The sequence below is a fragment of the Lysobacter sp. genome (assembly GCA_013141175.1).
Taxonomy (GTDB): domain Bacteria; phylum Pseudomonadota; class Gammaproteobacteria; order Xanthomonadales; family Xanthomonadaceae; genus Lysobacter_I.
Genome location: JABFRN010000001.1, coordinates 1,670,007 through 1,684,588, shown reverse-complemented (window position 1 = coordinate 1,684,588; position 14,582 = coordinate 1,670,007). Strand labels below are relative to the sequence as shown.

Genomic DNA, 14,582 nt, shown 5'->3' with positions numbered 1-14,582 from the left:
CTGAAAATGCCGGGAGGTTCGACCAATGGCGAATATGCGGAACCGGCGACGGCGCACAGGCTGCGCTCACCGTGCATCCGTACGCGCCCTCGGGAGGGGCCCATCATGAACAAACGATCGCAACTGCGGCGACCGCTGACGTTATCGCTGCTGGTGTGCCTCATGGCGCCCGGCCTGGCGCTGGCGCAGGCCGCTACACCGAAAGAACAAGCACTTGAAGCCCGCGTCGCGGAACTCGAAAAGATCGTGCAGCAACTGGTCACGCAGCAACAACAGGCGCCGATCGCAGCCGCGCCTGCGGCGAAACCCGCCGACGACGGCAAGCCGAAGATCCAGAGCACGCCGATCCTCACCGCCGCCAATCCGGGCACCACGTTCTCGTACGGCGGTTTCATCAAGCTCGATTCGATGGTGACCGACACCAGCGATGGCCGCATCGCCGATGGCACTGCCGGTCGCCTGTTCTATCTTCCCGCCGCGATTCCGGTCGGTCCCGCCGGCTCCGATGGCGGCGATGCCTACACCGATTTCCACGGGCAGTTCTCGCGTTTCTGGTTCAGCGCCGATCACGCCACGAGCGACGGCGACAAGATCAAGGGTTACATCGAAGCCGACATGTTCGGTGGCGGCAGCAACGCGCTGGTCGGCAACGAAACCGCGACCAACACCTATGCCGTTTCGCTCCGCCAGGCCTACGTCAGCCTGACCCGGCCCAACGGCGCGCAGTGGCTCGCCGGCCAGACCTGGTCGAACTTCATGGATGTCGCCGCGCTGCCCGACAGCGTCGACTTCGTCGGCCCGACCGAAGGTACCGTGTTCGTCCGCCAGGCGCAGTTGCGCTACACCAAGGGCCCGTGGTCGTTCTCGATGGAGAATCCGCAGACCACGGTCACGCCGTTCCTCGGTGGCGCCACGCGCGCCAATTCGGGCGACAACGTGCTGCCTGATGTCACCGCGCGCTGGCAGAAGAAAGGCGATTGGGGCCACTTCAGTGCCGCTGGCCTGGTGCGCCAGTTCAAGCGTCTGAACGAGACCACGACCGGCGCGTCGGTCAGCGTGTCGGGCAAGTTCAACCTCGGCGCCAGCAACGACCTGCGTTATGCGGTCAACGCCGGCCAGGGCATCGGCCGCTACATGGCCTTCGGGCTGGGCGCCGACACCGTGCTCGATGCGGGCGGCAATCTGGAAACGATCGACGGCTACGGCGGCTTCGTCGCCTGGCGGCATGCGTTCTCGCCGAAGCTGCGCGGCAACCTGTTCTATTCCGCCGCGCACTTCGACAACAACGTCGCCCTCACCGGCCTGGCCGCCACCGAGCGCGCGCAGTCGATGCACGCCAACCTGATCTATTCGCCGTTGCCGAAGCTCGACGTCGGCGCGGAACTGATCTGGGGCCAGCGCTCGCTCGAAAACGATCTCGAAGGCGATCTGCGCCGCTTCCACACGCACGTCAAATACAGCTTCTGACGGCTGCAGCGTCGGATAAGCACGATCCAATTCTGAAGAGGTAACAGATCATGTCCAGCACTACAGCAACTGTCCCCGTGAGCGGCGGGATGACCCGGGAGCACAAGAAGGTCATCTTCGCGTCGAGTCTCGGCACCGTCTTCGAGTGGTACGACTTCTATCTTTACGGATCGCTCGCGGTCCATATCGGCAAGCATTTCTTCAGTGGCCTCAACGACACCAGCCAGTTCATCTTCGCGCTGTTGGCGTTCGCGGCCGGTTTCGCGGTGCGTCCGTTCGGCGCGCTGTTCTTCGGTCGCCTGGGCGACATGATCGGGCGCAAGTACACGTTCCTGATCACGATCGTCATCATGGGCCTGTCGACGTTCCTGGTCGGTGTCCTGCCCGGTTACGCGACCATCGGCATCCTCGCGCCGATCATCCTGATCACGCTGCGTCTGTTGCAGGGCCTCGCGCTCGGCGGCGAATACGGCGGTGCCGCGACCTACGTCGCCGAACACGCGCCTCCGGGCAAACGCGGTCTGTACACCAGCTTCATCCAGACCACGGCGACGCTCGGCCTGTTCATGTCGCTGCTGGTGATCTGGCTGTGCCGCAACTACCTGGGCAAGGATATTTTCGAAGCCTGGGGCTGGCGCATTCCGTTCATCGTGTCGGTGGTGCTGCTGGGCGTGTCGGTGTGGATCCGCATGCAGCTCAACGAATCGCCGCTGTTCCAGCAGATGAAGGCCGAGGGCAAGACCTCGAAAGCGCCGCTCACCGAGAGCTTCCTCTCCAAGAACGGCAAGATCGCGCTGCTCGCGCTGCTCGGCGCCACCGCCGGTCAAGCGGTGGTCTGGTACACGGGCCAGTTCTACGCGCTGTTCTTCATGACCAAGACCCTGAGCGTCGACCCGAACACCGCCGATATCCTGATCGCCATTTCGTTGGCGCTCGCCACCGGCGGCTTCATCCTGTTCGGCTGGTTGTCCGACAAGATCGGCCGCAAGAAGATCATCATGGCCGGTTGCCTGTTGGCCGCACTGACCTACTTCCCGGTGTTCAAGGCGCTGATGCACAACGCCAATCCGGCGCTGGAAGCGGCGGTCGCCACCTCGCCGGCGAAAGTGCTGGCCGATCGCGACCGCTGCGCGCTGCAGTTCGATCCCGTGGGCAAGAAGACCTTCAAGCAGTCCTGCGACATCATCGCGTCGGGCCTGGCGAAGAAAGGTATTCCGTACACCATCGAATCGGCGCCGGCAGGCACGGTCGCCAGCGTCACCATCGGCGCGACCACGGTGCAGAGCTTCGAAGGCGAAGCGCTGGACAAGGATGCGTTCAAGGCCAAGGCCGACGAGTTCACCAAGAAGCTCGGCGACACCTTGACCGCCGCGGGTTATCCGGCCAAGGCCGACGATGCGCAGATCAACAAGCCGATGGTCATCGCGTTGCTCGCTTATCTGGTGCTGCTGGTGACGATGGTCTATGGTCCGATCGCGGCGTGGCTGGTCGAGTTGTTCCCGACCCGCATCCGCTACACCTCGATGTCGCTGCCGTACCACATCGGCAACGGTTGGTTCGGCGGGTTCCTGCCGTTCATCTCCTTCACCATCGTGGCGGCGACCGGCAATATCTTCAGCGGGCTGTGGTATCCGATCGGCGTTGCGCTGATGACGCTGGTGATCGGTTCGCTGTTCCTGCGCGAGACGAAGGACGTGGATATTACCCAGTAGGAGCGGCTTTAGCCGCGAGCTGTTGGCTTTGAAACAAGACGCCGGCGAAAGCCGGCGTCTTTGTTTGAGATTCGGAAAATGGTTTGTGGGTAAGGCCTGGCGCCTTTTTCGCGCTGGTGCGCGAGTGACTTTCTTTGGCGCAAAGAAAGTCACCAAAGAAAACATTACAAGTCCAATTCAAAACTACGATCTGAAGTGAAGCCGGGATTTTTCGATGAGACATCCTTGTCTCATCGAAAAACGATGCACATCCTGTGCATCGCCCTCCGGGTCTCCAATCAGGGGATAGCATGCCGCGTCTGCAAGATCATCGGGACGTTACCCTCTATTGGCATTCAAGCAATAGCTATATCGCTAGCCTGACCTTTCAAGGAATACAGTTGCGGCATGCCATGAAGTCATTCACGCGTTGCCGAAATTCCAGCAATCTACATCGTCCCACCGATGCCCAAACTACGGTGTAGTCTGATTAGATTGCAGACCCGGAGGGCGGCGCACAGGATGTGCGCCGTTTTTCGATGAGACAAGGATGTCTCATCGAAAAATCCCGGCTTCGCCTCAGATGGCAGTTTAGGTCTGGACTTGAAGTGCTTTCTTTGGTTACTTTCTTTGCGCCAAAGAAAGTAACTCGCGCACCAGCGCGAAAAAGGTGCCAGGCCTTACCCACACACCATGATCACCAAACATCCACAGCGCGACGAGAACTTCTAGAGGGCGCCGACCCACAACCCAGTCAACCCTCCGACTTCCGCCCCACCAGCTTCGCCGCAACGATCCCCGCCTCGTACAGCAGGCACATCGGGATCGCCAGCAACAGCTGCGAAATCACATCCGGCGGCGTGATCACCGCAGCGACGATGAAAATGCCGACGATGGCATAGCCGCGCCATTCCGACAGCTGCTTCGGCGTGACCCAGCCCAACAGCACCAGAATGACCAGGGCCACCGGCAGCTCGAAGCTGGTGCCGAAGGCGAGGAAGATCACCAGCACGAAATCGAGATAGGCGTTGATGTCGGTCATCATCGCCACGCCCTCGGGCGTGACCTTGGCCAGGAAACCGAATACCGACGGCAGCACCACGAAGAACGCGAACGCGCAGCCGCTGTAGAACAGCAGCAGCGCCGACGCCAGCAGCGGCAGCGCCAGCTTTTTCTCGCGCTTGTACAGGCCCGGCGCGACGAAAGCCCATGCCTGGTAGAGCAGCCACGGCATCACCGCGAACACGGCGACGAAGAACGCCAGTTTCAGTGGCGCGAAGAACGGAGATGCGACCTCCACCGCGATCAGCTGGCCGCCCTTCGGCAGCTTGTCGAGCAAGGGTTGCGCAAACCAGCCGTAAAGCGTGTTCGCGAACGGCAGCAGGCACACGAACACCAGCATCAATCCTGCGAGCGCGCGGATCAGCCGTGCGCGCAGCTCGATGAGATGCGCGAACAGCCCGCTCTCGGCGGCCTCGAACGCATCCGGATCAACGTCGGACATCGCTGCTCCCGTCGGTGGCTTCGACGGCGTCGATGATGGCCTTGTCGTCGCTGTCGATCAGCGCGGTGCTGTCGGCGCGATCGTCCGTGGCGTCGTGTTCGATCTGCGCCTGCATCGAGTCGAATTCGCGACGGGCTTCGGCCTGCGCCGTGCGGATGTCGGCGTCGATGTCGGCCACTGCCTGGCGGGTGTCGCGCAGCGTGCGCTTCAGTTCTTCCGAGGCCAGTTCGTTCTCCAGTTCGCTCTTCACCGAATACCACTGCGCGCGCGCGCGGCGCACCCAGAGTCCGGCGAAGCGCGCGGCCTTGGGCAGGCGCTCGGGGCCGAGCACCACAAGGGCGACGATCGCGATCAGGAAGAGTTCGGAAAATCCGATGTCGAACATGATGTGCGTGAATGAGAGACGCATCGCGGGGCCGGCCATGAGGCCGGCGCCCTGCGAACATCAGCGCGCGACGTTGTCGTCGTTGCGCTGCGACTCGCTCGAAGATTCGTTCTTCGACTGGTCGCTGAGCTGCGCCGGCTTATCTTCGTCGCGCATGCCTTTCTTGAACTCTTTGACCGCACTGCCGATGTCCTTGGCGCCGCTGGTCAGGCGCTTGGTGCCGAACACCAACAGCACGATGATCAGCACGATGATCCAGTGACCGATACCCCAAGCGCCCATGACGTTTCTCGCTGTCTGTGAAAAAGCAGGCCAAGGATACCGCAGTCGCTCGACCCCGACCTTGACAGGGGTCCGGATCATCGCCGCGCCGGTTTCACGGCGTGACCGGCAGCGCTTCGACCTTGGCGGGATTGTCGACCGCCTGGAACGGCTGCGGCTGCGGTTCGACGGTCGCCGGCGCTGTGGTCGTGGTCGCATCGATCGCCGGGCTGGCGACCGGTGCCGTTGCCGGCGCGTCGTCGTCCGCGCGTGCGGCGCGTGCGGACGCGCTCGCTTCGGCCAAACGGCTCCGGAAGCCGGCGATGGCCGGCGAAGGTTCCTGCTGCGCGCGGCCCTCGAAGATCATTCGCGGCGTGGTGTCCTGGCCGTAGACGGCCTCGTTGGCCTTGTCGTCCATCGACAGCACCGCACCGTCGAGGGCGACGCCTGCGAACAGGCCGCGGGCGCGGGACCAGGACCAGATCTCGGCCTTCATCTGGCCGTCGGTGGAGGCTGAAGCATTACGCCCCATGGGGCCTGCGGCGACGCCGGCATCGGCGCCGAGGGTGAATTTGCCGTTGACGATGGAATCCAGGCCGCGTTCGCTGCGGAACACCAGCACCACGTCGGCGGACTGCACGCCCACCTGCAGGCCGATGCTGCCGCCGGTGAGGGTGACGAAGCCCGGGTTCGACCAGCCGCCGTCGGCGGTGCGCACCGACAGCACGCCGTGGCCGCGACGGCCGCCCAGCACCAATCCGGCCTTGATGGTGTCGGGCACGATCACGATCGCCTTGGCTTCATCGAGCAGCTTGTCGGGAATGGAGGACTCGGGAATCGCCTGGATCTCCGCCAGCACGCGCACGGCGTTCTCGGCCTGGGCGTCTTCGCGGGGCCCGGCGTGCGCGGCAGCGGCGAAAACGAGCGACAGCGCGAGGGACAGGGCAGTGATCTGCATGCGTTGCGACATGGACGGTACGTCTCCAGCGGGGTTGCCGCGGAGCGTAGTCCGGAAGCGATGAACCGCGCCAGTCTGTGCGCCCCGGCGCTGACGGCTGCGGTCCCAGCTGTCATCCTATGCCGATGTCAGCCGCCTCCCCATTGTCCGTGAACGCGTCGCCTGTGAACGCGTCGTCCGCGAAGTCCGCGGTCCTGCTGGTCAATCTCGGTACGCCCGATGCGCCCACCGCATCGGCGGTGCGCCGCTATCTGGCCGAATTCCTCCACGACTACCGCGTGGTGCCGCTCAGCCGCTGGCTGTGGTGCCCGATCCTGCATTTCATCATCCTGCCGCTGCGCGGACCGAAGGTCGCGAAGAAATACGCGCAGGTGTGGATGCCCGGCGGTTCGCCGCTGGCGGTGCACACCGCGGATCTCACCGCTGCGATGCAGGAACGGCTGCCCGGGGCGCGGGTCGCGTACGCGATGCGCTACGGCAATCCGTCGATGACGGATACGGTGGCCGCGCTGCGTGCCGAGGGTGTCGACGAAATCGTGGTGCTGCCGCTGTATCCGCAGTATTCGACGACCACCACCGCGTCGGTCACCGACAAGGTCGAAACGCTGGAATGCGATTACGACGAAGACGAACTCCGGTTCCGGGTCATCGCCGAGTATCACCTCGATCCGGCCTGGGTCGCGGCGGTCGCCGATTCGATCCGCGCGCACTGGGCCGAACACGGACGCGGCGAGCGGCTGCTGTTCTCGTTCCACGGCATTCCGCAGCGCCTGGTCGATGCCGGCGACCCGTACCGGCAGCAGTCGCAGGCCAGCGTCGATGCGATCGTCGCCGCGCTGGGCGACGTGCCGGAATTCGATCCCGATCACACGATGCTCACGTTCCAGTCGCGCTTCGGCCGCGAACCGTGGCTGCAGCCGTACACCGACAAGACCCTCGAAGCGCTGGGCGCCGAGGGCGTGAAGAAAATCGACATCGTCTGCCCGGGTTTCGCCGTGGACTGTCTGGAAACCCTGGAAGAAATCACCGTCGAGAACGCGGCGCTGTTCCGCGCGGCCGGCGGCGATTCGTTGAACTACATCCCCTGCCTCAATGCCTCGCCCGCGCACGCCGATGCGCTTGTGGCGCTGGCGCAGCGACATCTTTTTCGTGGAGCAGCGTGATGCGCGACATCGTTCTCGACACCGCGCGTGGCCGTTTCGGCGCGCTGCGCAACGACAATACCGGAGGCACACCGCTGCTGGCGCTGCATGGATGGCTCGACAACGCGGCGAGCTTCCTGCCGATGGCGCCGCTGTTGACCGGCCACGATCTGGTGGCGCTGGATATGCCCGGCCACGGCCGCAGTTTCCACTACCCGGATGACGCCGAGTACAGCCTGTTCAGCACGATCCTCGACGTGCTCGCCGCCGCCGATGCGCTGGGCTGGCAGCGTTTTGCGCTGCTCGGCCACTCGATGGGCGGTGCGATCGCCAGCGTGCTCGCTGCCGCTGCGCCGGAGCGCATCGAACGCTTGTTCCTGATCGAAGCGCTCGGCCCGCTGTCCGGTTCCGAAGACAGCACCGCCAACCGCTTGCGCGATGCGGTGAGCCAGCGTCGCGCGCTCGACGGCAAGCGCAAGCGCGTGTTCACCGATCCCGAGCTGGCGGTGCAAGCGCGCATGCACACCAGTATCGCCGCGCTGGACGAGGCCTCTTCGCGGCTGCTGATCGAACGCGGCATCCGCGCGGTCGAAGGCGGTTTCGAGTGGAGCAGCGACGTCCGGCTCACCCTGCCGACCGCAGTGCGCATGTCTGAAACCCAGGTGCAGGACTGCCTGCGTGCGATCGCCTGCCCAGTGGTGTTGTTGGCCGCCGACCCCACGCCGCCGTATTTCATGGCTGCATTGCGCGATACGCGCGTCGCCTGCGTCCCGCAGATCCGCAGCGTGTCGCTGACCGGCAGCCATCATCTGCACATGACGCAGCCGGCCGAAGTTGTGGCGGCGCTGGGACTCTGATCGGCCCGGATTTTCTGTAGGAGCGACGGAAGTCGCGACCGCTTTCCGGCAAGTTTTCAGTGGCCTGTCGCGACTTCCGTCGCTCCTGCGAAAAGCTCGAAGCGCGTAGAGCGTCAGCGCAACAGCGCCTGCAGCGTCGCCTTGATCCTGCGACCCTCGCTGCGGAAATATTCGCGCTGATCGCGCCATTGCGGATAACGCGCTTCGACCTCGTGCCAGTACGCAGGCGAGTGGTCGTGGTGGATCAGATGACACAGTTCGTGCACCAGCACGTACTCGAACGCGGCGGGCGGCGCCAGCACCAGCGACAGATCCATCGCGAGGGTGCCGTCGGGCGCGAGCGAGCCCCACTGCGAGCTCATCACTTTCAGCTGCACCCGGCGTGGCGCGCGCGGCATGGACGGCAGATACAGCGGCATCCAGCGACCGATGTCCGCACGCGCTTCGGCCTCGTAGAAATCGCGCAGTGCGCGGTGCATCGCGGGGCCGCCGGCGCGTGCGTTGGTCTGGAACACCAGGCCGTCGCCATCGCGCTGGATCGCGGTGAAACGTCCGCGCTCCCAGCGCAGCGCCGCGGTTCCGCCGCGCAGCGGCAGCGACGTGCTCTCGTCGCGGCGCAGGGCCGTGTCGTCGGCATTCGCCAGCTGGTCGAGCTGTGCGTGCAGCCAATCGCGATGTTCGATCAGGAAGCGTTCGCCGGCCACCAGGCTCGCGCGCTGCGGCAAGGTGAGGCGGACGCCGCGCTCGCTCACCGACAGCTTGATCCGGCGTGCGCGCGGATCGCGCACGCGCAACACATCGATGCTGCGCCCGTCCTCGAGCTGCAGCGGGACGCGGTCGCGTTGTTGGCTGCGGACGTCGGTGGCGCGCGTCGCCGTGGGGCGCGCGAGGTGCGTGAGTCCGCGAAGACGGAAACGGAAAGGCATGCGAAATGCTACCCGCTGCGCACGGCGCGGGGAAGCCGTGCCGTACCGCACCGTGATGTCATTCCGCTTTCGACAGTTTCAATGCGGGTTCCAAAGTCAGGAACAGCCGTCGCACTTCTCCGCTCAGCAGCGCGAAGCGCGCGCCCAATTCGGCGCGCATGTCCTCGCGTTCGCCGGATTCGAGCTGGTCGACCGCGCCATCCAGGAACTTCAGCTTGCGGATGATCAGATCTTCGCCGAGCACGAAGCTCAGATGATCGTCCAGCGTCAGCGCCAGCCGCGTGACCTGCTTGCCGGCCTCGAGATGTTTGGCGATCTCGTCGCTCTGCAGTTCCTGGTGCTGGCATTTCACGATCGCGCCGTGGTCGGTCGGGTCGCGCAGCTCGCATTCGTCGCCCAGCGACAGGCCCTGCGGCAGCGGATCGCCGGCGATCCAGCTGGTCAGGATCGAGCGCGGCGCGACTTCGGCGTTCAGCGGCAGCGCCGGGAAACTGCCCATGGCGTGGCGGACGTCGGATACCACCGCTTCGGCGGTCTTGCGCGACGAGGTATCGACCACGATGAAACCGTTGGCGCAGTCGATCATCGCGTCGGTGCGGCCCGGGCGCACGAAGGCGCGCGGCAGCAGTTCGTGGACCAGGTCTTCCTTCAGGCGCTTGCGCGCGCGACCGCCGAGTTTGCGACCTTCCTTCTCTTCGATCTCTTCGAGTTTCTTCTGCAGAAGATCGTTGACCACAGCGCCGGGCAGGAGTTTGTCCTCGCTGCCGGCGGCGAGCCAGATCGCATCGCCGAGACGGTGCGACAGCGTTTCGGTATCGGCGCGGCCGAACGGCGGCACGAAACCGCGCGACGACAGCTCCAGCGCGCCGACCGGCTTGAGCGTGCATTCGGTCAGGCCGGTGTCGAGGTCGGAGAAGTCGAGCGAAGCGGGGAAGCGGAAGAAAGTCAGGTTTCGAAAAAACATCGCGTGTCCGAATGAGTGATATGTCATCCCGAGGCCGCAGGCCGAGGGATCTGTTGTCGTGATGATGAGGCGGCAAAGCAGCAAAGCAGGTCCCTCGGCTTGCGGCCTCGGGATGACAGGGTCATGACGTTTCCCGATTCCCGTGCGTGGATTCCGGTTCGCCGCTCAACCACGCATGCGCATCCGGCATGCCGCCTTCGCCGTGCCGGCCCAGCGAGAGGAAGTCGAACAGTTTCGGATCGCCCAGCTGCGACGGGCGGACGTCGCCCAGCGCGCGCGCGATCTGTTCGACGCGTCCCGGCGAGTCGCGCTCCCAGGCGTCCATCATCTTCTTCACCTGTTTGCGCTGCAGGTTCTCCTGCGAGCCGCACAGGTTACACGGGATGATCGGAAACCGTTCCGCTTCCGCGTATGCGGCGATGTCGTCTTCGCGCACATAGGCCAGCGGCCGGATCACCACGTGCTTGCCGTCGTCGCTCAGCAGTTTCGGCGCCATGCCAGCGAGCTTCGAATGGAAGAACAGATTCAGGAAGAACGTGGCCACGAGGTCGTCGCGGTGATGACCCAGCGCGATTTTCGTGAACCCTTCGGCCTCCGCATGCGCGTACAACGCGCCGCGCCGCAGCCGCGAGCACAGCGAGCACATGGTTTTGCCTTCGGGCACCACGCGCGTGACCACCGAGTACGTGTCCTGTTCCAGGATCTTGTAATCCACGCCGAGCGAGTGCAGGTAGTCCGGCAGCACGCGTTCCGGGAAGCCCGGCTGTTTCTGATCGAGGTTGACCGCGGTGATCGAGAACGACACCGGCGCCTTCTTCTGCAACTGCAGAAGGATGTCGAGCAGCGTGTAGCTGTCCTTGCCGCCGGACAGGCACACCATCACCTTGTCGCCGTCTTCGATCATGCCGAAATCGGCGATCGCGCGGCCGACCTGATGGCGCAGGCGCTTCGCCAAGCGGCTGGCTTCGTGCGCGGCACGGCGGCCGGGCGGCGGCAGCGGTTCGGACAGGGGCAGGACGGTGCTCATGCAACGCGCATTTTAGCCGGATCGTGTTTCGACACGTCGTGCGCCGCGCCCGATGAGCGCAGCAGATTGCAATCCAACGACATGAGCGAAGACATGTAACGCATTGATTCGCATGGCGCGGAACGCTTGGCACGCGCCTTGTATGGGTGGTGGTGCCGGCGTGTTTTTTCCGGCATCCCCCAAGCGTTTGGAGATAGGCATGAGCAACACCCTGTTCGACCGTTCCCGCACGATGCTTTCGCTGATGCTCCTGGCGGTTCTGACGGCGGGTTGCGCGTCGACCGGCATGTCCGACAAGGCACCCGGCGAGCGCACGAAGGCTTACGAGGATTCGGAACAGCCGGTCAACGACAGCTGGATCACCACGAAGGTGAAAGCCGATCTGCTGGTCACCGAAGAGACCAAGGGCCTCGACATCAACGTCACCACCACCAATGGCGTGGTCACGCTGTCCGGCAAGCTCGACAACGCCATGCAGGTCGACAAGGCCGTGGCCATCGCACGCGGGATCAGAGGCGTGGTCTCGGTGGACGCCACCACGCTCACTGTCAAGCCGCGTCGTTGACGCCAGCGCGCAACGATCACTCCGACGGGCAACCCGTCCGTCCCGACTCCCCCCAAAGGAAAACACCATGAACAGCGACATCATCAAAGGCAAGTGGAAGCAGCTCAACGGCAAGATCAAGGCCAAGTGGGGCGACCTCACCGACGACGATCTGACCATCGCCGAAGGCAATCGCGAATACCTCGCCGGCAAGGTCCAGGAACGCTACGGCGTGACCAAGGACATCGCGATGAAGCAGGTCGAGGACTTCGAAAAGACCGTTCGCGGCGACTGAGTCGCGCCGCCGCTCCCGCATGCGCCCGTGCAGGCGTGCGGTGGGTTCGCTGCGGTGCCCTGACACTCTCCCCCGCAGGCCCGCAGCGAAAACACCGGATGCCCGTCCGTACCGAGGATTCCGCAAGCCGGTGCGGACGGGGCATCCACTTCGCGCTCGATCGCGTGCGCTCCGCGCTCCGAAGGCGCCTCGAAATCCCTTTCGCTGGACCCCTTTGCCGCCTCGTATCGTTTCGCGAGGCGGCATTTTTTGGCCGGGCGGCGATCGTGCGGAATGCCCGCCAGCGCCGGCAGACCGTGCATAAAGCCGGCACCGGCGGCACGCGATCCCAGCAACGACGGGCTTTCCCGGGCTGGCACAGGGCTTGCGGTGCACTTCCCGTCCCCCCGCGCTTTACGCCGCACGCGATCCGCAGACGCCACCCGCAGGAGTTCCGCATGAGTGCCACCCTCGAACGCCGATCCGTGCAGAGCGGTCCCGTGCAAATCCGCCCGGCATCGCCGATCGCAACCATCAATGGCGCATGGCGCCCGCCGGCGATTGAGACCGGCGTCGTCGATATAGTGGAAACTCCCCCGCAGATCCGTGCCCCGCACACGCTGGAGTCACGACCCGTGCCGAATTCAGATTTCAAACCTGCCGGTCGCATCCTGGCGATCGACGACGATACCCGGTTGCTGCAGAACTTCACGCTCGCGCTGGAAAGCGACGGCTACAGCGTCGAGACTGCGGACAACCTCGCCGACGGCCTGCGTCTGGCCGCGACCCGACCTTTCCACGTCTGTCTGCTCGATCACAACATCGGCTACGACTCGGGCCTCGAGGCCCTGCCGCGACTGCGCGAACTGGCGCCGTTGATGCGCGTGGTGATGGTGACCGCCAATGCCGCGATCGACGATGCGGTGAAAGCGATCGCGCTCGGCGCCAGCGATTATCTGGTCAAGCCGTGTTCGCCCGAACAATTGCGGATCTCGGTGGCGCGGCAGGTCGACACCCGTCGCATTCTCGACCGCCTCGACACCTTCGAACGCGAAGCGCAGACCGGCACGCCGGAACTGACCAGCAAGAACAAGACGATGCAGGCCGCGATCGACATGGCCCTGCAGGTCGCGCGCACCGATGCCAACCTGCTGCTGCTGGGCGAGAGCGGCACCGGCAAGGGCGTGATCGCCAAGGCCGTGCATCGCGCCAGCCCGCGCGCGGCCGGCGCACTGGTCACCGTCAACTGTCCGTCGCTGTCCGCAGAGCTGATGGAAAGCGAGTTGTTCGGCCATTCCAAGGGCTCGTTCACCGGCGCGGTGCAGAACACCGTCGGCCGCGTGACCCATGCCGACGGCGGCACCATTTTCCTGGACGAAGTCGGCGATTTTCCGCTGGCGCTGCAGCCGAAGCTGCTGCGTTTCATCCAGGACAAGGAGTACGAGCGGGTCGGCGATCCGGTTACCCGCAAGGCCGATGCGCGCATCGTCGCCGCCACCAATCGCGACCTGGAGACGATGGTGAAGGAAGGCCAGTTCCGACTGGACCTGCTGTATCGCCTCAATGTCATCAGCATCACCTTGCCACCGCTGCGCGAGCGCCCGGAAGATCTCGAAGACATGGCCAACGGTTTCGTGCGGCGCTATGCCGCCGACTACGGCCTGCCTGCCCGGCGACTGTCTTCCGCGGCGCTGTCGCAGCTGCGCGCGTACGCCTGGCCGGGCAATGTGCGCGAACTGCAGAACATGATGGAACGCGCGGTGATCCTCGGCCGCAATGAAGAGATCGGCCCGGACCTGCTCGCGCTGAGCGCATCCGCCCGCAACGACGCGCAGCCGGGCATGGCGATTTCGCTGGACGAACTGGAACGCATGCACATCGAACGCGTGCTCGCCTCCAGCGACAGCCTGGATGCCGCCGCGCGCACGCTGGGCATCGACGCCTCCACGCTGTATCGAAAACGCAAGCTGTTCGGTCTGTGACCGCCCAGACCAACAACCTCCGCTTCGCTTCGAGTCGTCTCCGCCTGCCATGAATCATCGCCCGCCCGTCATCCTTCCCGACATCGCAGCACGACCTCGCGACGGTTGGCTCGCGCTCCTGGGCTGGATCCTGCTGCTGGTGGGGTTGGGCGCACTGGTCGGTGTCCTGTTCGCTCCAAACGGCTGGTATGCCGCGCTGTTGAAGCCGACCTGGCACCCGCCATCCTGGCTGTTCGGCCCGGTATGGACGCTGCTGTACATGGCCATGGCGGTCGCGCTCTGGCTGGTGCGGCGAGAGCCTGACGTGGACGATGCCCTGCGCCAGCGCGCGCTGGCGCTGTTCGCGATCCAGTTCCTGTTGAACATGGGGTGGACACCGCTGTTTTTCGGGCTGCACAGTCCGGGGCTCGCGTTCGTCGAAATCTGCCTGCTGTGGATCGCGCTGCTGTCGACGATGCTGACGTTCGGCCGAGTGCGGGCGCTGGCTGGCTATCTGTTGTTGCCATATCTGCTGTGGGTGTCGTTCGCGCTGGTATTGAACGGTACGATCTGGTTGATGAACTCGTAACGTCAGGCCTGTCCGCAACCGCCCATCCGCAG

15 protein-coding genes are annotated in these 14,582 nt (G+C 64.7%); 8 read left to right on the top strand and 7 right to left on the bottom strand.

Annotated elements, in window-relative coordinates:
- Positions 1 to 105 precede the first annotated feature (105 nt).
- Positions 106 to 1,467, top strand: coding sequence for a hypothetical protein (locus tag HOP03_07530; GenBank protein NOT88016.1), 1,362 nt, complete (start codon positions 106 to 108; stop codon positions 1,465 to 1,467).
- Between the two features lie 50 nt (positions 1,468 to 1,517).
- Positions 1,518 to 3,179 carry an MFS transporter gene (locus HOP03_07525; GenBank protein NOT88015.1) on the top strand — a complete coding sequence of 554 codons (1,662 nt, stop codon included), beginning with the start codon at positions 1,518 to 1,520 and terminating at the stop codon, positions 3,177 to 3,179.
- Positions 3,180 to 3,912: 733 nt separating this feature from the next.
- Here HOP03_07525 and tatC read toward each other — a convergent pair.
- The 4 genes from tatC to HOP03_07505 all read right to left on the bottom strand — a co-directional run bounded on the left by tatC (position 3,913) and on the right by HOP03_07505 (position 6,266).
- A complete protein-coding gene (tatC, locus tag HOP03_07520; GenBank protein NOT88014.1) occupies positions 3,913 to 4,662 on the bottom strand; it encodes a twin-arginine translocase subunit TatC in 750 nt (249 codons plus the stop codon).
- Positions 4,649 to 5,047 carry a twin-arginine translocase subunit TatB gene (gene tatB, locus HOP03_07515; GenBank protein ID NOT88013.1) on the bottom strand — a complete coding sequence of 133 codons (399 nt, stop codon included), beginning with the start codon at positions 5,045 to 5,047 and terminating at the stop codon, positions 4,649 to 4,651. Before tatB ends, tatC begins: the two co-directional genes overlap by 14 nt.
- A 60-nt stretch (positions 5,048 to 5,107) precedes the next feature.
- Positions 5,108 to 5,329 carry a twin-arginine translocase TatA/TatE family subunit gene (gene tatA, locus HOP03_07510; protein NOT88012.1) on the bottom strand — a complete coding sequence of 74 codons (222 nt, stop codon included), beginning with the start codon at positions 5,327 to 5,329 and terminating at the stop codon, positions 5,108 to 5,110.
- 94 nt (positions 5,330 to 5,423) lie between these two features.
- Positions 5,424 to 6,266 carry a lipid-binding SYLF domain-containing protein gene (locus HOP03_07505; GenBank protein ID NOT88011.1) on the bottom strand — a complete coding sequence of 281 codons (843 nt, stop codon included), beginning with the start codon at positions 6,264 to 6,266 and terminating at the stop codon, positions 5,424 to 5,426.
- Between the two features lie 125 nt (positions 6,267 to 6,391).
- Between HOP03_07505 and hemH the strand changes: the two genes are divergently transcribed.
- Both hemH and HOP03_07495 read left to right on the top strand, forming a co-directional pair.
- The gene (hemH, locus tag HOP03_07500; GenBank protein ID NOT88010.1) at positions 6,392 to 7,429 is read left to right on the top strand and encodes a ferrochelatase; all 1,038 of its coding nucleotides are present in this window, start codon (positions 6,392 to 6,394) and stop codon (positions 7,427 to 7,429) included.
- Positions 7,429 to 8,265, top strand: a complete 837-nt coding sequence (locus HOP03_07495; protein ID NOT88009.1) for an alpha/beta hydrolase — start codon at positions 7,429 to 7,431, stop codon at positions 8,263 to 8,265. Before hemH ends, HOP03_07495 begins: the two co-directional genes overlap by 1 nt.
- A gap of 113 nt (positions 8,266 to 8,378) precedes the next feature.
- On the opposite strand, the gene HOP03_07490 is transcribed toward HOP03_07495, so the two are convergent.
- The 3 genes from HOP03_07490 to ttcA all read right to left on the bottom strand — a co-directional run bounded on the left by HOP03_07490 (position 8,379) and on the right by ttcA (position 11,182).
- Positions 8,379 to 9,191 (bottom strand): M48 family metallopeptidase, encoded by an 813-nt coding sequence (locus HOP03_07490; GenBank protein ID NOT88008.1) that lies wholly within the window; start codon positions 9,189 to 9,191, stop codon positions 8,379 to 8,381.
- A 58-nt stretch (positions 9,192 to 9,249) separates the two neighbouring features.
- Entirely contained in the window at positions 9,250 to 10,155 is a 906-nt protein-coding gene (locus HOP03_07485; GenBank protein ID NOT88007.1) for a recombination-associated protein RdgC, read from the bottom strand.
- 121 nt (positions 10,156 to 10,276) lie between these two features.
- Positions 10,277 to 11,182, bottom strand: coding sequence for a tRNA 2-thiocytidine(32) synthetase TtcA (gene ttcA / locus HOP03_07480; protein ID NOT88006.1), 906 nt, complete (start codon positions 11,180 to 11,182; stop codon positions 10,277 to 10,279).
- A 199-nt stretch (positions 11,183 to 11,381) separates the two neighbouring features.
- On the opposite strand from ttcA, the gene HOP03_07475 reads away from it, so the two are divergent.
- From HOP03_07475 to HOP03_07460, 4 genes are all read left to right on the top strand, one after another.
- Positions 11,382 to 11,747 (top strand): BON domain-containing protein, encoded by a 366-nt coding sequence (locus HOP03_07475; protein NOT88005.1) that lies wholly within the window; start codon positions 11,382 to 11,384, stop codon positions 11,745 to 11,747.
- 67 nt (positions 11,748 to 11,814) lie between these two features.
- Positions 11,815 to 12,021 (top strand): CsbD family protein, encoded by a 207-nt coding sequence (locus tag HOP03_07470; protein ID NOT88004.1) that lies wholly within the window; start codon positions 11,815 to 11,817, stop codon positions 12,019 to 12,021.
- A gap of 437 nt (positions 12,022 to 12,458) precedes the next feature.
- Positions 12,459 to 13,982 carry a sigma-54-dependent Fis family transcriptional regulator gene (locus HOP03_07465; GenBank protein ID NOT88003.1) on the top strand — a complete coding sequence of 508 codons (1,524 nt, stop codon included), beginning with the start codon at positions 12,459 to 12,461 and terminating at the stop codon, positions 13,980 to 13,982.
- A 49-nt stretch (positions 13,983 to 14,031) separates the two neighbouring features.
- Entirely contained in the window at positions 14,032 to 14,550 is a 519-nt protein-coding gene (locus HOP03_07460; protein NOT88002.1) for a tryptophan-rich sensory protein, read from the top strand.
- Positions 14,551 to 14,582 lie beyond the last annotated feature (32 nt).